General features: G+C 58.1%; 17 protein-coding genes and 2 pseudogenes. 7 read left to right on the forward strand and 12 right to left on the reverse strand.

Going from position 1 to position 19,974, the window contains the following annotated elements:
* Nucleotides 1-20: 20 nt before the first annotated feature.
* On the reverse strand, nucleotides 21-1,946 hold the full coding sequence (locus tag M0D69_RS16630) for an FUSC family protein (RefSeq protein ID WP_301783053.1): 1,926 nt from the start codon (nucleotides 1,944-1,946) through the stop codon (nucleotides 21-23).
* Nucleotides 1,947-2,683: 737 nt separating this feature from the next.
* Between M0D69_RS16630 and M0D69_RS16635 the strand changes: the two genes are divergently transcribed.
* Complete coding sequence (locus M0D69_RS16635; protein ID WP_047849174.1) at nucleotides 2,684-3,139, forward strand: HU family DNA-binding protein; 456 nt, start codon at nucleotides 2,684-2,686, stop codon at nucleotides 3,137-3,139.
* Between the two features lie 441 nt (nucleotides 3,140-3,580).
* On the opposite strand, the gene M0D69_RS16640 is transcribed toward M0D69_RS16635, so the two are convergent.
* From M0D69_RS16640 to M0D69_RS16665, 6 genes are all read right to left on the reverse strand, one after another.
* On the reverse strand, nucleotides 3,581-3,865 hold the full coding sequence (locus M0D69_RS16640) for a LysR substrate-binding domain-containing protein (RefSeq protein ID WP_301783054.1): 285 nt from the start codon (nucleotides 3,863-3,865) through the stop codon (nucleotides 3,581-3,583).
* Nucleotides 3,813-4,025 carry a LysR substrate-binding domain-containing protein gene (locus tag M0D69_RS16645; protein ID WP_301783055.1) on the reverse strand — a complete coding sequence of 71 codons (213 nt, stop codon included), beginning with the start codon at nucleotides 4,023-4,025 and terminating at the stop codon, nucleotides 3,813-3,815. Before M0D69_RS16645 ends, M0D69_RS16640 begins: the two co-directional genes overlap by 53 nt.
* 211 nt (nucleotides 4,026-4,236) lie before the next feature.
* A complete protein-coding gene (locus tag M0D69_RS16650) occupies nucleotides 4,237-6,252 on the reverse strand; it encodes an alkaline phosphatase family protein (protein ID WP_301783056.1) in 2,016 nt (671 codons plus the stop codon).
* A gap of 384 nt (nucleotides 6,253-6,636) precedes the next feature.
* Entirely contained in the window at nucleotides 6,637-6,837 is a 201-nt protein-coding gene (locus M0D69_RS16655) for a DUF1289 domain-containing protein (RefSeq protein ID WP_301783057.1), read from the reverse strand.
* A gap of 3 nt (nucleotides 6,838-6,840) precedes the next feature.
* Nucleotides 6,841-8,106, reverse strand: a complete 1,266-nt coding sequence (dmeF, locus tag M0D69_RS16660; RefSeq protein WP_301783058.1) for a CDF family Co(II)/Ni(II) efflux transporter DmeF — start codon at nucleotides 8,104-8,106, stop codon at nucleotides 6,841-6,843.
* A gap of 8 nt (nucleotides 8,107-8,114) precedes the next feature.
* Entirely contained in the window at nucleotides 8,115-8,390 is a 276-nt protein-coding gene (locus M0D69_RS16665; protein WP_122178109.1) for a metal/formaldehyde-sensitive transcriptional repressor, read from the reverse strand.
* A 227-nt stretch (nucleotides 8,391-8,617) separates the two neighbouring features.
* On the opposite strand from M0D69_RS16665, the gene M0D69_RS16670 reads away from it, so the two are divergent.
* From M0D69_RS16670 to M0D69_RS16690, 5 genes and pseudogenes are all read left to right on the forward strand, one after another.
* On the forward strand, nucleotides 8,618-9,595 hold the full coding sequence (locus M0D69_RS16670; protein ID WP_301783059.1) for a chromate resistance protein ChrB domain-containing protein: 978 nt from the start codon (nucleotides 8,618-8,620) through the stop codon (nucleotides 9,593-9,595).
* Entirely contained in the window at nucleotides 9,592-10,776 is a 1,185-nt protein-coding gene (locus tag M0D69_RS16675) for a chromate transporter (RefSeq protein ID WP_301783060.1), read from the forward strand. Before M0D69_RS16670 ends, M0D69_RS16675 begins: the two co-directional genes overlap by 4 nt.
* 118 nt (nucleotides 10,777-10,894) lie before the next feature.
* Nucleotides 10,895-11,041, forward strand: a pseudogene (locus tag M0D69_RS16680) (hypothetical protein); the annotation flags it as partial.
* Between the two features lie 119 nt (nucleotides 11,042-11,160).
* Nucleotides 11,161-11,550: a superoxide dismutase gene (locus M0D69_RS16685; RefSeq protein ID WP_301783061.1), complete on the forward strand. Its 390-nt coding sequence runs from the start codon at nucleotides 11,161-11,163 to the stop codon at nucleotides 11,548-11,550.
* Nucleotides 11,547-11,999, forward strand: a pseudogene (locus M0D69_RS16690) (chromate resistance protein ChrB domain-containing protein). Before M0D69_RS16685 ends, M0D69_RS16690 begins: the two are co-directional and overlap by 4 nt.
* A 66-nt stretch (nucleotides 12,000-12,065) precedes the next feature.
* On the opposite strand, the gene chrA reads toward M0D69_RS16690, so the two are convergent.
* The 5 genes from chrA to M0D69_RS16715 form a co-directional block, all read right to left on the reverse strand.
* Nucleotides 12,066-13,283, reverse strand: a complete 1,218-nt coding sequence (gene chrA, locus M0D69_RS16695) for a chromate efflux transporter (RefSeq protein ID WP_301783062.1) — start codon at nucleotides 13,281-13,283, stop codon at nucleotides 12,066-12,068.
* A 711-nt stretch (nucleotides 13,284-13,994) separates the two neighbouring features.
* Complete coding sequence (locus M0D69_RS16700) at nucleotides 13,995-14,561, reverse strand: histidine phosphatase family protein (protein WP_301783063.1); 567 nt, start codon at nucleotides 14,559-14,561, stop codon at nucleotides 13,995-13,997.
* 126 nt (nucleotides 14,562-14,687) lie between these two features.
* Nucleotides 14,688-16,274: a Na+/H+ antiporter gene (locus M0D69_RS16705; RefSeq protein ID WP_301783064.1), complete on the reverse strand. Its 1,587-nt coding sequence runs from the start codon at nucleotides 16,272-16,274 to the stop codon at nucleotides 14,688-14,690.
* A 97-nt stretch (nucleotides 16,275-16,371) separates the two neighbouring features.
* Nucleotides 16,372-17,925: a DUF2235 domain-containing protein gene (locus M0D69_RS16710; RefSeq protein WP_301783065.1), complete on the reverse strand. Its 1,554-nt coding sequence runs from the start codon at nucleotides 17,923-17,925 to the stop codon at nucleotides 16,372-16,374.
* An 88-nt stretch (nucleotides 17,926-18,013) separates the two neighbouring features.
* Nucleotides 18,014-19,000: a dienelactone hydrolase family protein gene (locus tag M0D69_RS16715; protein WP_301783066.1), complete on the reverse strand. Its 987-nt coding sequence runs from the start codon at nucleotides 18,998-19,000 to the stop codon at nucleotides 18,014-18,016.
* 313 nt (nucleotides 19,001-19,313) lie between these two features.
* Between M0D69_RS16715 and M0D69_RS16720 the strand changes: the two genes are divergently transcribed.
* Entirely contained in the window at nucleotides 19,314-19,973 is a 660-nt protein-coding gene (locus M0D69_RS16720; protein ID WP_301783067.1) for an isoprenylcysteine carboxylmethyltransferase family protein, read from the forward strand.
* The last annotated feature ends 1 nt before the right edge of the window (nucleotide 19,974 follow it).

Here is a 19,974-nt window from a genome sequence, read left to right on the forward strand (position 1 = left end):
TTACCTTTATCTCTCAACGCCTAAATCGGCCCGGCCTCACGAAGCAAGCGTCGCAGCAGCACGACCTGATTCACCGCATCTGCTTCGAGCAGCGATAACCCTTCCTTGGAATAAACCTCGTCCGGTTGAGGGTAAGGGCCGCCTGCGAGGCCGGCCTCGATACTCTTGCCAACACTCTGAATCCAACTGGCAAGTCGCGCGTTCGACGAAGCAGCAGTCGCGGTGGAACGGGCCCGGGTCGCGGTTCCCGCTACCCGGCGCAGGAGAGCAAGTGCGGTTGACCCGGAGCGGTCCTCGTTTGTCGTATCGAGCTTCTCCAATCGCAGGCGGGCAAGAATTTCTTCAGCGTTATTGCTAGCCAACCCCGCCGCGCGGCGGAGCCGTTCCAGTTCGAGTTCATCGCTTTTCGTCCGGCCGAGCGATTCGGCGAGATAGTTGAAATTCGCGGCGACTGCCTCCGCGAGCCTTTGGTTGAAGCGGGCGGGCTCACGGCTTGGCCACAGCAAGAACGTTGCGAGCAACGCAATGACACAACCGAAGATATTGTTTTCCAGTCGGATGATGGCGTAGGCAATTTCGGCGCCGCCAGGCGCGGCAAAGTCCGCAACCAGCACGAACGTGGGTGTGATGAAGAGCACGAACAAGCTGTAGCTGACAGGCCTTAACGCCATCGTCGCGCATACCAAGGGGAAAACTACCAGGGATATGGCAATCGGCGAGTGGACGGCCAAACCTATCGCGGCGGCTAACAGGCCACCCACGATGCTTCCTGCCGCGCGCTCGATGCTGCGGGGCCAACTCGTGCCGACGGATGGCTGAAGAATCAAAACGGTCGCCATCGTCGCCCAATATCCGAACGGAAGATGAAGCAAACGCACGGTCAGGAACGCGATTGTCGTAGCGACGGCGACACGGACAGCATGCCGTGCCCCGATGGATTGAGTCGAGGCGTTCGCTTTCAAGGTTTCGATGCCGCGCTTGAAATTCGATACCGCAGCGGACGGCCACGATGCCTGTTGGATCGGGGTCGGTTCGAGCGCGCTGAAATCGACGTCGAATCGAAGGGCGATACTTTCTCCGAGTGCGATTTCCAGTCGACGGGCAAGCGAATGCAACCGGTCGCGCTCTTGCCATGAAGGCTCCCATGGTCCGTCGGCAATCGCGCGAGCGAGACGCGAAAGAACTTCGCCGACCGCTTCCAGTACACGAGCGGCGCGTTGGGGATCGGGCAGACGATGATGACCCCGTTCGCACGCGTCCGTCACCGCGATGAGATACGCGAAGATTTGCTCACTGTCGCCGAGCGCGAGAAGAAGGGCGCTGTACGTATCTCGTCGGTCGGTCTTTACCGACGGAACACGAGCGAGCGCTCGTCGAGTCCGTTCGATAGCGGTGCGCGCCTGGCCGCGAAACCGCGACGCGTGGGACGCCCACTCTTGAAAGCCGGTGCGTTCACGTTTGAGCAGGCGTGCACCATCGTTCGCGATGTCCGCCAATCGTGAGTATGTCGACCGCATGGCCGCACGGCTCGCACCGAATGGATGAATCCGCCAGACGGTAAAACTGAGCACCGTTGCGAATAGACACCCCAGCAGGTAGAGCGTCAGGAAACGGAGGTCCCCGCCTGAACCGTGGATGGGCCGGTCGACCATCACCACGCAAGCCGTTGCCGCGAGGATGGAGACCTGGGCGGACGCCGAGCCCCAAATGCGGCCCAGTGCTCCTAAGCCTGAGAAGACAAAGATCGCGCCGGCAGCCGCGACGATTCCGGAACCGGAGGCATAGGCGGTCAGTCCCCCGCACACGGTCGACAGCAAAGCAAAAGCGCTCATCGACGCAAATCTCATGCGGTTCGAGCCTGCGGCGTCAGCCAGGCAGGTCCAGAACGCGCCTATTGCCGCCCAGGAAAACTCGGGCATGTGCAAGACGTTACCGAGCAACAGCATGACTGTCGAAGCGAAGGCTGCCCGCAGTCCCTCAGATAAGTCAGCCTGGCTTACCGCGAAAGAAACCATCCAGACAGGGCGGTTTCGCGCAAGCGAGTCAAGCAGCCCGGATACTGCCTTGGTATGTCGACCGGCTGCCTTTCTTGATTGTCGATGAATATCTCGCAGGCGGAACATGGCTCGAATGGGTGTCCGTTGGTGAATGAATCATGTGGTTTTGCCGTAGATAACGAGGAGGAAAATGGCATGCCGCACGCAACGCATCCTCGAATCTTCAGTTTCGGCGTCAGTCTAAACGCGCTAATAATCAAGAGGCTACTGGGATGAGCCGAAAAAAACGATGAAAATTCGTGGAGAAATATCTGCCTTTCGAAACTCCTGACTCGTGGATGGTCCTTCCCTGCGAGTCACGCGGCTTCGTTGCAAACGGCGCGTTGTTTTTCGCAAAGCAGTGACCGTCCGAAAGCAGCTCCGTTGTTTGATTCGGCCGTCTTCAAGCGCTCTCCAAGCCACATTCTGTGAGGGTTTTATCGGAACCACCGGCACAAAGTGGCGTACAGGTCACCGTTTTCGTGACTTTCGTGCCGAAACCCCCTTAATTCATGGCCTCAGACGTTGCGTCTTCATGCCGGTGTTGGTACGCTGGCACCCAACCCGAGGATTTGCACCTTTGCGTTAGTCGGTGACGGCGCAAAGGCAAAGGTCTTGGGCAACCTTTGACTAGAAGCGAGGAATTTATGGCAACAACTGCTACCAAGAAAACTGCGGCTCCCGCCACGAAGAAAGCAGCACCCGCCAGCAAGAAAGCTGCTGCGCCAGTCGCCAAGAAAGCCGCCGCACCTGCGGTGAAGAAGCCTGTTGTGGCCGCCGCTCCCTTGAAACCCATCAAGGATTCGTTCACGAAGGCATCGCTGACCATTCACCTGGCTGAGCGCTCTGGCGTGGAGCCGAAGGCAGCCAAGGCGTTGATGGCGGCGCTGGAAGAAACGGTGCTGGCATCGATCCACAAGAAGGGCGCGAAGGAGTTCACGCTGCCAGGCTTGCTGAAAGTAGTCGCGCAAGACGTTCCCGCCAAGAAGAAGCGCTTCGGCAAGGACCCGTTCACGGGTGAGGACAAATGGTTCGCGGCGAAGCCAGCTTCGGTGCGCCTCAAGGTGCGCCCGCTGAAGAAGCTGAAGGACGCCGCGCTGTAAGCGAAACTGTTCTCAGTTAATCACGCCCCTCGCGACGAAAATCCGAGGGGCGTTTTCTGTTTTCCGCCGCTGGATCATTACGTCGGCGCAGCAAGTTCCATCACTCGGGATTGAGTGGTCAAGATTCGTCCGCGGTCTGGAACTCGGGCAACACATCCGCCGCTAGCTCTTCCAGAATTGCGCGCGTTGGGCGCCCTGACGCTTGAAGATTCAAGGTCACGTGATGAGTGCCGGTGTCGCGCATTTCCCGCAGAACTTTTACGAGGTCGCGTCGTCCCGTGCGGTATCACCGCGCGTGCTAGTCCATGTGATGACGCCTCCGCGCACCCGCGTGACATACTGTGACCGCAGACCTGGCGCGACGGAGTTCTTCGGTACGGCCTTTGGCCAGGTCTTGATAGATTCCGTTGTTCGTTAAGGCGCTGCCCAGTGAGATATCGACTACGGCTGCGGCAGAGCGGTTTTCAAGAGTAGGTCGATGAATGCGTTTACGTGTTTGGAGCCTCGGTGGTTCGGTAGATATAACGCCGCGACCAAAGACTGCGCGTCGTTTGGATTGACTTCATCGTCCTCAAAGAGCTTTGTCAGCTGTCCACTTTGTATGCCGGGAAGCACGAGCCAACTCGGCAGCAAAGCGATTCCCGAACCGTTCAGTGCTGCCTCCCTGAGGACTTCAGAATACGAATCGGCTGAACGAGCCCAAAGGGCGGCTGACAAGCGCGGCATTGGGAGCCGCTGTCCCGAGTCGTATGGCTAGGTCGAAGCGCTCGGAAACCAGGTCCGAGATAGCATCGCTTAGCGTCAGGTCTAACTCGAGCTTCGGGTACTTCGCTAAAAACGCTCCCAGATGTGGGCTGATGCACTGTCTGCCAAAGAAAGGCCTCACGTTAGCCGACGCGCGTCTGTTCGTGGTGATGTTCGATTTTCACGCGGTCGATCTGAGCGAACGAACGGCGCTTTTATGATCCCACGAGCAATGGGAGTAAGCGGTGGCGTGGGCTGAGAGGTCTACACAAAAAAGTGGGCGTAGCGCGATACAAAATCGCGCTACGCCCACTCAGTTTTTTGCATTTCTGCTTAGCGAAGCCTATGGCTTGTTAGAAGGGCCACATGCCGAAACCACCGCGCTGTCCCTGGTCGCCACCCTGATTGTGATCATGATCGCCGTCGGTATCGAAGCGGAACGAACTGAACAGGTCGCCAATGGCCGGTTGATTCGTGGGCACGTACGGATTGGACGCGAGTTGAACCGGGTTCGGCAGGTTGTCTCGGCTTCGATCCGTGATCGGGTTCAGGCGCCAGTTACGCTCGATAAATTTTACGAGCGAGGCGTGATCCGAGTAGTCGTGAACCACGCGGCCACCTCGCGAAAACGGCGACACTACGATCATCGGAATGCGCGGACCATCGCCGAAGAAATCGACCGGCTGGATATAGCCGGAATCGTAGTAACCACCCCCTTCATCTGTCGTGACAAAGATCGCCGTCGATGCCCAAAGCTTGGGATTCTGCTGCACCGTATCGATCAGCTTGTGAACGAACCCTTCGTAAAGACCGAACTTCGAAGACTCAGGATGGCCATCCAGTAATCCACCCGGTTTGACGAACGATACCGCCGGCAATGTTCCGTTGGCGATGTCCGTGTAGAGATCGCTCGTATCCTGCAAGTGCGCCTTCACGATCGCCGGATTCGTCATGATGTTCGTTTCGTACAGGAACGGATTGCAGATGTTGCAGTACACGCTCGTGGGCGATTTGGCGACAAAGGTGTTCCATCCCTCGCCGTAGTATTTCCAGGAGACGTTCTTCTCAAGCAAGGTGTCGCCGATCGTGCGAACGGGCGAAGGCGGAATGGTAAAGGTAGTGGTATTGACCGAGCCGTCGCCGTTGTACCCGGGGTTGTAGTTATTCAGCAGGTAGTAGGTGTTGGCCGCGCAATTCGCCTTGGGGTGGTAGGACAGATTGTCGAGGTAATGCCGTACCGCGCCAACGCCAGGCTGATTGATATCCGAGCAATTGCTGTACGTCCCGCCCGAATAACCGTCCTGCGTATAGTAGTTGTTAGTGCCCGCTTGCGGGTGCGGGTTTTCAATCTCGTTAGCAGGCGGTGTCGCCACATTGCCGTTGCCATCGGTGTAGTAGAGCGCGTCTGCCGTTCCAACCATGATGCTGTTGGCACCCGTGCCGCCCATCACCGGCTGGTGATAGTTGTCGCTGATCGTGTAGTGGCGGGCGAGCTCGTTGAAGTAGGGCATGTCGCCCGTATTGACGTTGTAATAGCCCAGCGCGGTAGAGCCTTCACCGGTCGTCTCGTCCGTGAAGTTCGCGGGCCGCGCCTTGCCGTTCGAACCAGCGCCCACCGACGTTTCAACCCAGGCGAACAGGTCCATCTTGCAGCCGCTGGGATTCTCTGCGGTCGCGTGCGAAATGCTGCAATCGGACTGTTGCCAGTTCTGATAGAAGCGGTGAACGGGGCTGTTCATGTATTGGTCGTAGTCGGGGCCGACCCGCGAAATCTGGTAAGGGCCGTTCGGCAAGTTGTAGGTGTTCGCGCCAAAGCGCGTGTCCACGACTTGCTGCGGCAGACCGCTTGCACCGGTAGTCAGGTGTATTACGTCCTTCGCTTCCAGCAAGGCGCCTTCAGCTGCCTGTGCGGCGGCTAGCGTGGCGAACGGCGGCGGGTTCGTATCGCTTGCGGACGTCGTCGTGAAGCCCGTGTTTGGCGCCGGCAGAACCGTATAGGGTTTCTTCGATCCGGGACTCATCTCGAACCGACTGGTATTGGTCGCGCTTGCGGTGTTTTGCGCGGCGAGCGAAAAGTTCGGACCTGGCTTGCCATCCGCGGTGATGATTCCCTTGGAAAGCAGGTTCGAAACAAACTGTCCGTTGCGCGGCTTATAGGCGCCGAACACGTGATCGAAAGTGCGGTTCTCGCCGACGATGACGATCACATGCTTGATCGGCGATGCAGTCAACGTTGATGCATCAGGGGTTTGGGACTGGCTTTCCGCAAGCGATGGAAAAATCACGCCCGCTATCGTCAGAGCAAAGGCACTGCCAAGAAGACAGCATCGCACCACTGGCTTTGCCAACTGCTGGCTCATTCGTTGCATGGAACTCTCCTGAACATAAGACGGTTGCGAGGGTTTGCGATGTCTTACGCAATCTCCTCGTTTCTTACCGGGCGTTACACGGAGAGAACTTAGAGAGATCCAATGACGAATTGAGGACGCGCACAAGTCTCGTGCGTGCTATTCATGTGACCTGGCTGACGAATGAATTTGTAATATCTTTCATTAATCAAACTTTCGAATTTCACTTCGCGCAGCCGGCCAGGAGTCGACAAATCAGTTTTTCTGATTTAAATCTCCGGCATTTCGTATTGAGTGCCAGGGGTACGAAACCTGGAATGAACCACAGCTAACACAAGTAACATTGATAAGGATGGCTAATAAATAAGCTAAGGATCACCGTTTCGCGGTTGGTCCCAATCTGCATCACCCTCGTATCAGGTACATCGAAGCGGAAACGAGCGTGCTGGCCTGCCGCCGCGACCGGTCGTTTATCACCTGATGACGCCGGTGGTCGGTCTTCTTCTTCCATGCGCGAATTTCGGCGAGAGTGCGGAAGCACCCTACGCACATCTTGGTCTTGCCATCGAATGCGCACACATCGATGCAAGGCGACTTGACTGCCATGGGTCAGGCCGCCGAGTGAGCGGGTTGCACTTCAACGGTGACATGCGACAGCCCCTTGAAGCGCTTAAGCGCTGCGTGATAAAAGCGCGAGTCATGCTGCGGCTCATTGGTCGCAACCGACACCACCGCGCTCATATGGCCGGGCCCCACACGCCACACATGCAGGTCGACAACCTTGTCGCCGCGGTCCTCTACAGCATGCCGGACATTCTCCGCCATACGCCGGTCGGGGCTCATGTCGAGCAGGATCGCGCCAGTGTCCCGCATCAAGCCGTAAGACCAGTTCGCAATCACCAACGCGCCGATTACACCGGCAAGCGGGTCCATCCAAAGCCAGCCAAACGCGCGTGCGAGCACGAGGCCGATGATAGCCAGCACAGAGACTGCCGCATCCGCTATCACGTGTACGTACGCGGACCGGATGTTGTGGTCGCGAGCCGCGGCGTCATGCGCGTTGGCGTGGTGCTCATGCTCTTCGAATTCGACTTCGTGCTCGTCGTCCGTTAGCCGAACGATGGCTTTGAATGCGTGCGGCTCGGGAATGTCTTGCATCGATTCCAGGTAGCCACCACGGTTCGCCAGTTCGAATACCTGCTGAGCACCGTCTGGCCAGATAGTGGTGATGGACACCGTCGAGGCGTTTAGCCGCGAATCCTCGGTTGCCGGTGTAATTCGGAAAACCGGCGGTACGCCATCCTCAAAGATGGAAACGGCGAACACACCGGCGGGAGTAAATATCTTTTGAGCCTCATCTTCATGAGCGTGGCCGTCGTGTCCATGGTCGTGCCCATGACTATGTCCGTGAGCACCACCGCTTAAAAGCCACACGCTCGCGATATTGACGAGCAGGCCTAGCACGGCGATAGGAATCGCTTCGCCGAAATGGATGGGTACCGGGGAAAGAAAACGGGAAATAGCCTCGTAACCTATCAGCAGTGCAATCATGGCCAGCACGATGGCGCTCGTGAATCCCGCCAGATCGCCAAGCTTGCCCGTGCCAAACACGAAACGGGAGTCGGCCGCGTGCTTGCGTGCATAGGTATAAGCCACCGCTGCAATCAGCATGGCGCCCGCGTGAGTCGACATGTGCAGGCCGTCGGCTACGAGCGCCAAAGATCCGAACATGCTTCCGCCGACGATCTCGAGAAGCATCATCGCGCTGCATAAGCCGATGACGGCCCAGGTTTTGCGCTCGTTGCTTTCATGGCCAGCGCCAAGAAAGATATGGTCGTGTCCCGCGCCGAACGCGGCGTCTTTGAAATCGCTCATTTTTGGCTCTACTTGAAATAACTGTGTACGACTTCAATGAGCTGCTCGGTCGCGCTGCCGGCCGGATCTTCGTCAGTGTCGGCATCGACGAGGTGATTCCGGATGTGGTCCTCGAGCACCACCGCGAGCAGTCCGTTCATCGCTCCCCGGCAACTTGTTATCCGCTGCAGGACATCTGAACAGCCGTGCTCCTCGTCGAGCGCACGCTCGATGGCTTCAACCTGGCCCTTGATGCGGCGAACCCTGTTTAGAAGCTTTTGTTTTTCCTGAATCGTGTGGCTCATGTCGTTTCCCTTTTATACCCGGGGGGAGTATATATCGTTTATCAAATCCATATAGGGGGATGGGGTATTTCTCGTTCTTCGCCGAGCGTGCGGCGCTTCGCTTCGGCAGGTTCACGATCGGCAGGGATTTCTATGCCGGCCGTCGTACTTCCAGTCATTGGACGAGGCAAATACGCGCCCAATAATATTTATTGTAGAGTTCGTAACTATGTTGTAGCGTATACAACATGAAACCATCAAGCGACTGGCTGCTCCTGGTGCTAACCCTTCCAACCGACAACGCCACGGCCCGGATGCGCTTCTGGCGCGCCCTTAAGGGAAAAGGCTGTGCTGTCCTGCGAGACGGGGTCTACCTGCTGCCTGCGACGGATATTGCCGAGGCTGAATTGCTGGAGTTGAGCTCGAGCATCGGCGAAGCCGGCGGAGCAGCTCATCTGGTGCGGGCTCCCAGCCGCGGAGCGGACCAGGAGGCCGAATTCCGGTCCCTCTTCGACAGAACCGACGAGTACGCGGCCTTTGTGCGGTCGCTGGCCGATGCGCGCAAGACCCTGTCGGACATCTCGCCCGTCGAAATCACCCGGCTGCTGCGGCGCGCGGGCAAGGATTTCGATGCGATCTCCAGCATCGACTTTTTCCGGAACGAGGCATTTACACGGGCCGAGGCCGCATGGCAGGACTTCGTCGCACTGGCCAACACGGTCCTGTCGCCGGGCGAGCCTCATCAAGTGGAAGGCGCAATCCCTCTATTGCGTCGCGAGGACTATCAAGGCCGGACCTGGGCGACCCGCCAGCGGTTGTGGGTCGACCGTGTCGCCAGTGCATGGCTTATCCGGCGTTTCATCGATTTTCAGGCGTGCTTCATGTGGCTGGTGTCGCCCAGCGAGAGTCCGCCTGACGCCCTGGGCTTCGACTTCGACGGCGCTGCCTTTTCGCACATTGGCGAGCGCGTGACGTTCGAGGTGTTGGTCGCGAGCTTCGGTCTTGAGGACGAACCGGGGCTGCTCAAGCTGGGCACGCTGGTGCACGTACTCGATGTCGGCGGCGAAGTCGTGCCGGAAGCCATCGGCTTCGAAGCGGTAATGACGGGTGCGAAAGCGCGCGCGTTGAGCGACGACGAGATGCTGACCGAGATGAGTCACGTCCTCGATTCGCTGTTGGCGCACTTCGCGGCAATCGAAAAGACCAATGTCGTGAAGCGGCCATGAGTTCAGCGACGCACAGTTCGCCCGCCTATACGCTGGGGCAATTGGTCCGCTACATGTTGCGGCTAGGCACCGTTGGTTTTGGCGGCCCTGTCGCGTTGGCCGGCTCCATGCGCCGGGACCTGGTCGAACGACTGGGATGGATTAGCGAAGAAGACTACAAGGAGGGACTGACGCTCGCGCAGTTGGCGCCGGGTCCTATGGCAGCGCAACTGGCCATCTATCTCGGATACGTGCACTTCCGTTTGCTGGGCGCCACTGTAGTTGGCATCGCGTTCGTTATTCCTTCGTTTCTGATGGTCGTCGCGCTAGGGTGGGCCTATGCGCACTTCGGGGGTCTGCCGTGGATGCAAGCGGTCTTCTACGGTGTAGGGGCGGCTGTCATCGGCATCATCGCGATGAGCGCCTACAAGCTGACTACGAAGACTGTCGGCACAGACAAGGTGTTGTGGGCTATTTACCTGACGCTCGCGATCGTCACGTTCGTGACGGAGTCCGAAATTGCGTGGATTTTTATCGCCGCCGGCATCGTTGGCTGGCTAAAACGGGCACCGCCAAAGTGGCTTCATAAGGGCTCGATTCACGGACTGGCCATTGTCCATCTTCCGGCGACGAGCGGCGTGCTCAGTGGTTTAGACGTGTCGCTGCTTGGACAGATCGGGCTTTTCTTCACGAAGGCCGGAGCATTCGTCTTCGGCTCCGGCCTCGCTATTGTGCCGTTCCTCTACGGCGGCGTAGTGACCGAACACCACTGGTTGAATGACCGGCAGTTTGTCGATGCGGTCGCAGTCGCGATGATTACTCCAGGGCCCGTCGTCATTACGGTGGGCTTCATCGGCTACCTGGTTGCCGGATTCGCCGGTGCTTGCGTCGCCGCGCTCGGCACATTCCTGCCGTGCTACCTGTTTATGGTGTTGCCCGCACCGTACTTCAAGAAATACGGGAAGCTGCCTGCCGTTAAAGCATTCGTTGACGGCATCACTGCCGCCGCAGTGGGCGCCATTACGGGGTCCGTATTGGTGATGGCAAAACGCTCGCTGATCGATATTCCCACCGTCGTATTGGCAATCGCGACCGTGCTGCTCCTCTGGCGCTTCAAGAAATTGCAGGAGCCGGTCATTGTCGTTGCGGCGGCGTTATTTGGTCTTGTTGTTTATCCGCTCGTCCATTCTCATGTCATCTGACAGCAAGCGAGTACGAGCAGTCTGCGAGGAAAAGCAATCATGGCAACATGTCGTCACTTCCTGCACAACACCGCGGCTGTTGGTGCGGGAATCATGCTGGCTCAGGCACAAAGCAGTCATGCTGCAGAAGACCCCGGTTACACCGATAAGCATCACAGATGCAGACGGTAAATACGCCGCCGCACCGCTACCATTCGCCTACGACGCGCTTGAGCCTGTTATCGACGCGCGCACCGTTGAACTGCACTACAACTTCCATCACAAACCCGCCGTGGTCGCGGCCAACAAGGCTGAAGACGGCTGGCAAAGGCACGCGACTCGAACGACTTTGCCCTCGTTAAGTTCTACGAGAAGGAGTTGGCCTTTCAACTATCGAGTCACATCTTGCACACCCTGTATTGGACAAGCATTTCGGGTAAAGGCGGTGAACCGAAGGGTGACCTGGCAAATGCAATCAACAAGAATTTCGGTTCGTACGCAAAATTCAAGGCCCAATTGGTCGCGGCAACGATTGCCGTGGAGGCATCTGGCTGGGGCATCGTTGGCTACCATCCCGCAACGGGCAAGCTCATGGTCTTGCAGTGCGAGAACCATCAAAAGCTCACGGCCTGGGGCGTCCAGCCCATCCTCGTTCTCGACGTTTTCGAGCACGCGTACTACCTGAAGTATCAGAACAAGCGTAACGATTACGTCAATCAGCTCTTTAGCCTCATCAACTGGGACAACGCGGCATTGAGAATGCAGGCGGCGTCGCCTGCGCGGAGGATGACATGAAATGGAGTACGCGCGAGCACCCAAAGATCGACCGTGTCGCATGTCCATGGCTCATCCACAGATTCATCGATGAGTCGCCAGAATTTCTGTTTGTTCCCGCAGACCAGGTGACGGAAATTGCGAAGCGCGAAGATGCGACTCCGTACGACGTTCCCGGGGTCCGGCTCTCTCACGTCGGCGAGCGTTGCAGCTTTGACGCGTTCTTGTCGTAATTTCAATTGACCGACCCTGCACTCGCCGCGCTCGCGACCATCGTACGTGGCGCCGACACGGCACGGCTCGATCTGGCTCCGCAAGCGGCAGGACTGCTCGCCCTGTCTCTGGGGCTCTCGCGACTGTTCGAGAACGACCATGAGATGCTCGCCCATGGCATGGTGATGTATGACGCTCTTTTTGCGTGGTGTCGGGACTGCCAGACCGAAACTCATGGCTGGCCGCCGGCGGCCTAGCCAGTGCATGGTGATAGGTGGTTCATTCGTTTCGCTAGCGGAACGCCTTCGTTCGGATTGAGATTTTCAGAACACAACGAACGTCAACCCGGCGGTCAGAATCACGACCGCCCACGAGGGCATGCGCCACCAGGTCAAAAGCAAAAGGGCAAAGGCCGCGAGCGCGAAGTCGCTTGCCCCATGCACTGCGCTGATCCATACGGGGTCATACAGCGCGGCGAGCAGGATGCCGACCACCGCCGCGTTGATTCCGGCCATCGCCCGGCGCATTGACGTAAAGGCGCGAAGCTTGCCCCATAGAGGCAGAGCTGCTTCGACCAGCAGGAAAGAGGGCAGGAAGATCGCGACCGTCGCCAGCGCCGCACCGACAGGCCCGGAGGGTGTTCCCTTCCCAACAGCACCAAGAAACGCCGCGAAGGTAAAGAGCGGGCCCGGGATGGCTTGAGCTGCGCCATAGCCCGCCAGGAATTCGTTCGTCGATACCCAGCCGCGTGGCACTACGATCGCCTGCAACAACGGCAGCACCACGTGACCGCCGCCGAAAACGAGCGAACCGACCCGGAAGAAGCCGGAAAACAGTTCAAGCGCGTAGCCGGGGAATAGCGCCGACAGGACTGGCAGTCCAAGCAACAAGGCCAAAAAAGCCACGATGCATACGCTGGCCTCTGCTTTCGTCCCAGGCATGCCGAGGGGAGCATCGGGCACCTCAGTCGAGATTTTCAGCAGTACGGCACCGCTCAAGCCCGCTAGAAGAATTGCCACTATCTGCCCATACGTTGCGCCCAGAGCCACGACTAGGGCGGTTGAAACGACTGCTATGGACGCTCGCGTCTTATCGGGGCAAAGTGCTCTCCCCATCGACCACACCGCTTGGGCGACTACTGCAACGGCGGCCAGTTTGAGGCCGTGCAAGAGGCGCCCGGAAAATGCGGTATCAAGATGCGCATAACCGTAGGCGAACGCGACCAACAGCACGACCGACGGAAGCGTGAAACCGAACCATGCAGCGAGTGCGCCTCGCACCCCTCCGCGCATCCGCCCTATGGCTATTCCCACCTGACTGCTTCCCGGGCCCGGAAGGAACTGGCATAACGCGACGATATCGCTATAGGTATGCTCGTCGAGCCATTCGCGCCGCCTGACGAATTCGTCGCGGAAATATCCAAGATGAGCGGCTGGTCCGCCAAACGACGTGAGGCCTAGTCTGAGAAAAATCAGAAACAAGGTCCACGGCGACGTTCGAGTTGACGCTTTGCCGGAGAGGTTAGGAAGCAATTTACCCATTGAGCTTTGTTCTAAGCAGAAATGTCGCGATTAAAGTGAGGTGGACTCATGCTTCAGCTACCAGGCCCCGGAAGTAATACATCCATTTATGTCCTTCAGACGATAGATATCACCATGGTTTGTTGCAAGACATTGTGTCTGGTTATCTTAATGGGTATGCCCAGGGTCCGTCTGACGAGTCAATAGAAAGACAGAATTGGCCAGGCGTGTCGTGCTTGGAACCTTACCGGTAAGTTAAATTCCGCGCGGTGGGATGGCGCTAACCGTGCGCCCGAACGCTGATTGAGTCCTGTTTGAGTTCCTGATACTGGTCGGCTATGTAAGTCGAGCGGCTCAATAGTGCGTCATCGCTGCTGAAAGCTTGTATCAAAGTTCAATTCATGGAGATGGAAGATGTCACGCCGTGGAGGCACGCCTGTATTTGAACGCTTAGGCTGGAGCGGTCCGAATTACTAACTTATCGGCGGATGCCAACGTCACTCTTCAAGGCCCAAACCACGCGGCCCGGGTCAGAACGCGTTTTATGTTCAAGTCGGCAGCGCCTGGCGCTAAGACTTTAGCCGCATCAAGGCACTTCCATTCCACGGGCTGGCCAATGAAAAACCACTCGAATCGAGTAAGCCCGCATGTCGTTTTGTTTGCAACGTGCTTCGTTATCGCTCACGCAAGCCGTGCGGCGTCTGTCGATTCAGGCCACCTGAACGCGGGCGGTTAAAACCATCCTTCAACGATTTCGCAATTGGACGGCATCCCCACGCATCGAGCGGCGTTATCTACATCGATTCCGTTCAGGATGACCCGTACTGCCTGAAGCGGCCAGCCGTGTGTAACGACCAGCACGGTCTCCGGGCTGCTCAGCTTCAGGTCGGCGATCAGCGATTGAACGCGCGCGAGCAATCCCATGAACGGTTCTCCGTCTGCCGTAGCGGTAGTAGCCGGCGCGTGAGAGATGAATCGCTGAAATTCGTCACCCGACTTCTCTTCGAATGCGGTACCGACCCGGTTTTCGTTGGCAAGCCGATTAACGACTTGGGGCACCTTCAGTACCTCGTTGGCTAACCATGCTGTCTGGCGCGCGCGCAGAAATTCCGAGGTTACGATGAGCTCGATTTTTTCATCTTTCAGGCGCTCGCCCAAGGCCCTGCCTTGAGCCTCTCCCTTCTCCGTCAGATAATAGCCTGTGCGAGGATTGCTGTTGCAAACACCACGGACGTTGCACGGATATTCGCCATGGCGCGCGAAGATGATGCGCTTGGACGCGGTGCTGGGTTCGGACAACCAGTTTTTTTCGGACATGTAGTGAGAAGGTACGAGGAGTTTGATCCAATTGTACCAATCCGAAATTCGTCTTCAGGTGATGGAACCAGAACCTGGCGCGTGCGCAAGGCTGAGTGCGAGTGAAGATCAACCGCGCGCATGCCGCGCGGACACTTCTTGCAGGTCCAGGTCGTGCTCGAGGACATGAAGCATCTCGTCATGAATTGCCCCTGAGCGATGCATATGGAGCAACTCCTTGCGTCCAGCGGCGATGGCAGCCAAGACGACATCGTAATGACTGACACGTACTTCGTGCGGAAAGTCCGTCCGCTCTCCGTACGCTTTGGTGATTGTCGCCCGGTAACTGTATTGTTCGAGAAGCCGCGGGTGAATCACCTTCCCATCGCTGTCACGCACGAGCGGCTCGATAGCGGCAAGTTGAGCCGCCTCGAGTCTTGCCCATGCTTGTGGTTCCGTCAGATGCTGGGCGCCGGTATCTGAACTGCGGTCAGGATTGATCCATTCAATCAAAAGGCCGATAGTCGTTCCTTGCAGCAGCACGGTCACAAGGATGACGGCAAACGACGCGACAAGGATCAAATCCCGCCCGGGCAGCGTCTCTGGAAGCGACAGTGCAACTGCGAGCGTGACTACGCCGCGCATGCCCGCCCAACTTGTTATGGTTGCCGTGCGCCAATCCAGAACCGCATTCCCACGATCGGTCATGCGGCGCCATGACGTGTTGAGCACTTCAGTGGCGAAGACCCACACGAAGCGTGATAGAACCACCGCGCCAAGCACAGCCGCCACGGCTGGCGCCAGCGTAGAAAGTGCATCATCGGCGCCGCCTGACCGGGCGATGACACCTCGGAGAGATAGCCCGATCAATATGAATACGAGCGCTTCGAGAAGAAAGACGATGACTTGCCAGAATGCCGTGCCGCGCATGCGAACAGTAGCGCTCAAGACTTCGTGTTGATACCAGCCCAATGTCAGACCGGCCGTCACCGTCGCGATTACGCCGGAGACGCCGAGCGTTTCGCCAACAATGTAGCTCACCCATGGCGTCAATACGCTGGTGGTGATGATGAGATAGTCGTCAGCAAGGCAGCGGACGATTTGCACGATCAAATAGCCCACGACGCCACCGACCACCACACCTCCCAGGCCAAGGATGGCAAAGCTCGCTGCAGCATGCCCGATGCTAAACGTTCCGGTGAGCGCTGCCGCAACGGCGAAACGAACCAGGACGAGGCCGGCCGCATCGTTGAGCAAACTTTCTCCCTCTAGAAGGACCATCAGTTTGCGCGGTAGCGCGAGCCGTTCGAGCACGGCCTTGGCAGCAACGGCATCGGGTGGCGACACGATGGCACCGAGGGCAAAGCAGACGGCCCACGGCAGGCCGGGGACAACAAGATGAGTGACCACCCCGACTGCAAGTGTTGTGAATGCAACGGCACCGATGGCGAGTAGCAGGATGCCACCGAAATTGCGCTTGAGCTCTTCCCACACTGAGAAGTAGGCGCCGTCCATGAGAAGCGGCGGCAGGAACACGACAATCACCAGGTCCGGGTCCAGGTGGACAGGTGGAAGACCCGGCACGAACGCCATGGCGATCCCACCCACCAGCAGCGCGGCAGCCGGTGGCAACCTGAGACGCTTGGCTAGCAACTGCAAACCGATCATGACGATTAGCGAGAGCAGGACGAGCTTGAATGAGGAGACGGAGGACATGGATTTGCCTACGGAGCGTCGATTAAGCCAAGCTTACTAGACCGCAGCGAGTCGTCAGAAATTCAGCCGTACCGAGTCGAGAGCGCTATCCCTTGCTTTAGGGTTGGCTAGCCCCTGTTCCACTCGGCGAAGCAGGCGGCGTAGTCGCCTCGGCATCCGAGCCGGTCCCCTCGGTCGTTGCCGTGCAAGGACCTTCGTTGAGCGCACAGATCTTCACTCGAATACTTCCCTGGTTTTTTGAGTAGGCCCATCGCGCGTCGTTGGCGAAGCAATATAAATATCCTGACGTTGGTGCTGTGATGGTTGTGCCCATCGCGATTCGAAAGTAGTGAGGCTCAGGAGGGGTGCCCCCTATGGTTGGCTGCGCCGGATAGGTGATGGCGCCGCATAGTTCGAACCAGTTCGCATCGGTAACACGCTTGAAACCAGTGAGGAATCGCTGGACAAAGTTGCCCCTCGTCCCTTCTGCGCCGCAAGCACGACGCCAGTCAAGCCACGACTGTCCTTCCATCACTTGAAACTGGTAGCTGACGCCCTCTTGCATGAAGATGCCGGTCCAGTTCCACAAGGGGTTCGCAAAGATGCGTACCTCCAGTTCGTTCACCGGGTCAACGTGCGGCCGGTAGGGAGCTTGGGCGATGGGAGGATTGGCCTGCCTCGCTAACGCCAGGGTTGATACCGATTCTGACCCGCGACGGGACGCCTGCTTCAGGCATGGAAAAGAACGCGGCCGAAAACCAACCCTTCGATAGAAACTGGTGAGGGAGTTGTGCAGGACCCCATGCACCGCGGCAGATAACACCTGGTCCGCTTTCGGCAACTGCTCGAGCATTTGCGACCGGAACGTGGCTCCGCATAGTTGCGCCTCGGATAACATCCACTGGAGCGTCGCGTTTGAGAGTTCTGTTTCTTTGTAGCCACCGCCTACGTCGGCGTGCACTCCGGGAAACCAAACCTGAGAAACCCGCGCGTCGTCCGTCCCATCCTCCGGAGTCCAGAGCGTTGGAAAGAAATTGTTTCTTTGTTCGTCGATAGCCAGAGCCTGAACTGCACGTTCGACTTCAGGAGCCAGGGTCGTGTCGTGAAACTGGTATTGGTTTTTGAGGAAGCCAAACGGGTTCAGTGCTTCTGGAATGCCTAGCGCGCCAACTGTCTCCCATACGCCGAGGAACCGGATGCGGGGAGGTTCTCCATGCATGGCACGGAAATTCGCTTGCCGTTGTGTGTTCGCTTCCATTTTCGGATCGAGCCGATAAAGCGTCCAGGCTTGTCTGACCAACGACCAGTCGGCGCCGCGCGGAAGCCCGCAGCGATGCAACATGCCCACAAGGCTGCGCGCGGTGAAGGCTCCTCTGGAAAATCCAACAATATAAATTTCTGAATCGGCTTCGCAGTGGTCGGATAGCCACTTATAGGCGGTCCGGATGTCGCGTGACAGTCCAACACCAAGCGCGCCATCTATTAGCCGCCGCAGCCGGCTTTCGTTTGCACCTACGCCCGCATGGTAGTACTTGAGCTGTTCTCCGCCATCGCCATTGATGTCGCTCACCGCGTTGAAGAATCGCACGACGTTTGTCGGAACCGGCACGCCCTGGAATTCATCGCTATCTGAATTCCAGGTTCCATCGCAGCAGACGAATAACCGTTTCATTTATCGACTTCCTTGTAGCGATGAGTTATGCCGCTCTGCTAAACCATGTCGTGAGGTGGCAATTCTAAGTTCGCCCGCAGTCGCTTCACTACAAATGTGCGTGCAGGAATGCCGATATCTCGCTCTCCATCCTGCGATGAACGGATGCCCGGTCAACTCCCGTTGCATCTTTGCAGATGAGCGGAGCTTCGTCCGCGATCGCGTCCGGGCATGGATCGACAAACACGAAATGGCTTCCCGGCACCACGACTTGCTGCGACGGGTTGGGTAACCCGGCCGCGACCGCCAAGGCGTTATGTTGAGCATTCAGGTAAGCGTCATCGTCGGGGCGATACAGAAGCGTCGGAATGCGCACTGATGCCAGGCCGGCAGCATCGAACATCACTGCAAGCGGGTCCATCAGGACAAGCGCTTTCAGGCGAGGCTCCGCGGGTGGCTGCCAGGCGATCAGATCGACTGGCGGGCCAGCGTCGCCTGCTGCGTGCCGGGCGCATGACGCCACGTCATCGTGTGACCGGCAATAGGTGTCGGCATAGGCGAAATTGGGCCGTGCGCCCGCGAGAATGAGCGCGGTATATCCACCTGCCGAGTACCCGATCATGCCGATGCGTGCCGTATCGGCGTGTTGCGCGAATCTCGGATCCGTCAATGATGCGTCGAGCGCTTCTTTTGCCTGGCGGGGCCGATCCTCGAGGATCTGGCCGGGCGTCGTAGCTTCCGGATGACCCGACGCATCGCCGATGTGAGTAGGAAGGATCACGATAAAGCCGTCATGGGCCAGGCGAGTAGCCAGGTCACGGTGACTGAAAGGAGCCCCACGGTGACCGTGCGATATCAGGACAACGGGAAAACGCTGACCCTCCGCGACGGGTGCGTTGAGGCTGGCGGTTATAGTGAAAGGCCCGGCTTTCCAGGCGACTTCCTGTGTATCGGACGGATAGAAGATGACCGTATCGAATGGCGCGGTCGCGTCTGGAACGGTGATACGAGCGACACCCGCGTGATAGGACAGGGGTGCTGCCGAGGCAGTGAACACCGACCCGATCAAGATGATCGCGAGGATAAACAGGCGCATGGCAGACGGCCTCTTTTTATATCTTCGGGAGCCGCGCGCGCTTCGGTCGGGCAGGCACTCAGCGGTTGCGTAGCGTTTTCCGGATATTTTCGACTTCGTTCCGAGAGGGACGAAGCGAAAAATAGCATATTGGGAATGCCTTTAGAGAATCTGATATTCGGCGCGTGGAGAAATACGTGTTGGACTCTTGTAAGTAACCGGGACCGGAACCGGAATTGCTGCTTGAGCCCCCTCCATTTGCGACATGCAACAGGTTCGCTCTTTCGATTAGCGTCCTAAACTATAAAGGAGCGTTCGTCCAAGCGAGGAACCCATGACGCCTTCATCCAAACTCGTGTTCATTACCATAACGGGGACCGTTGTTTATCTCGGACTCGCGGTCCTTGGCTGGGGTGGCTTCGCCGCTTTTTTCTCCCATCCCGCGCTAACCGTCGTGGCTATTGCAACGCTGGTCATGTCGATCGTTGCGAGCTTTAGTAGCGGCAACCTGAGCTCCGGTGAACGTGAGGACCGCGACAACCGCTGGGTCATCGCCGCCTTCGCCGTGATAGGGCTGCTGGAAGCCTATCTGCCGGCCTACACGGATCGAAAGGGATTCTGGACCCTCGACGGCGACAGCGTCCGCTGGATTGGCGTCGTGCTGTTCATCCTGGGTGGAGCGCTGCGGATATTGCCGGTCTTCATACTCGGCCATCGGTTCAGCGGGCTGGTCGCTATCCAGCCCGGCCATACGCTTGTCACGACCGGCATCTATGGCGTCATCCGGCACCCCAGCTATCTTGGCTTGCTCGTCAATGCGCTGGGGTGGGCCTTCGCCTTTAGGTCCGGTGTCGGCGTGCTTCTCACTGTGCTCACTATTGCGCCGCTCGTCGCGCGAATAAACTCGGAGGAAGCGCTGCTGCGTGCGCAGTTCGGCGCCGAATACGATGCGTACCGCGCCCGTACGTCGCGACTGATTCCAGGGGCGTACTAAG

Source organism: Caballeronia sp. SEWSISQ10-4 2 (genome assembly GCF_030464885.1).
Lineage (GTDB): Bacteria > Pseudomonadota > Gammaproteobacteria > Burkholderiales > Burkholderiaceae > Caballeronia.

Excerpts from the sequence above, each read along its gene's own strand:
- M0D69_RS16720 (WP_301783067.1), top strand. The coding sequence starts at position 19,314 with ATGACGCCTTCATCCAAACTCGTGTTCATTACCATAACGGGGACCGTT.
- M0D69_RS16650 (WP_301783056.1), bottom strand. The coding sequence starts at position 6,252 with ATGCAACGAATGAGCCAGCAGTTGGCAAAGCCAGTGGTGCGATGCTGT.
- M0D69_RS16675 (WP_301783060.1), top strand. The coding sequence starts at position 9,592 with ATGAGTTCAGCGACGCACAGTTCGCCCGCCTATACGCTGGGGCAATTG.
- dmeF (WP_301783058.1), bottom strand. The coding sequence starts at position 8,106 with ATGAGCGATTTCAAAGACGCCGCGTTCGGCGCGGGACACGACCATATC.
- M0D69_RS16670 (WP_301783059.1), top strand. The coding sequence starts at position 8,618 with ATGAAACCATCAAGCGACTGGCTGCTCCTGGTGCTAACCCTTCCAACC.
- M0D69_RS16710 (WP_301783065.1), bottom strand. The coding sequence starts at position 17,925 with ATGAAACGGTTATTCGTCTGCTGCGATGGAACCTGGAATTCAGATAGC.
- M0D69_RS16705 (WP_301783064.1), bottom strand. The coding sequence starts at position 16,274 with ATGTCCTCCGTCTCCTCATTCAAGCTCGTCCTGCTCTCGCTAATCGTC.
- M0D69_RS16630 (WP_301783053.1), bottom strand. The coding sequence starts at position 1,946 with ATGCTGTTGCTCGGTAACGTCTTGCACATGCCCGAGTTTTCCTGGGCG.
- M0D69_RS16655 (WP_301783057.1), bottom strand. The coding sequence starts at position 6,837 with ATGGCAGTCAAGTCGCCTTGCATCGATGTGTGCGCATTCGATGGCAAG.
- M0D69_RS16665 (WP_122178109.1), bottom strand. The coding sequence starts at position 8,390 with ATGAGCCACACGATTCAGGAAAAACAAAAGCTTCTAAACAGGGTTCGC.
- M0D69_RS16635 (WP_047849174.1), top strand. The coding sequence starts at position 2,684 with ATGGCAACAACTGCTACCAAGAAAACTGCGGCTCCCGCCACGAAGAAA.
- chrA (WP_301783062.1), bottom strand. The coding sequence starts at position 13,283 with ATGGGTAAATTGCTTCCTAACCTCTCCGGCAAAGCGTCAACTCGAACG.
- M0D69_RS16715 (WP_301783066.1), bottom strand. The coding sequence starts at position 19,000 with ATGCGCCTGTTTATCCTCGCGATCATCTTGATCGGGTCGGTGTTCACT.
- M0D69_RS16640 (WP_301783054.1), bottom strand. The coding sequence starts at position 3,865 with ATGCCGCGCTTGTCAGCCGCCCTTTGGGCTCGTTCAGCCGATTCGTAT.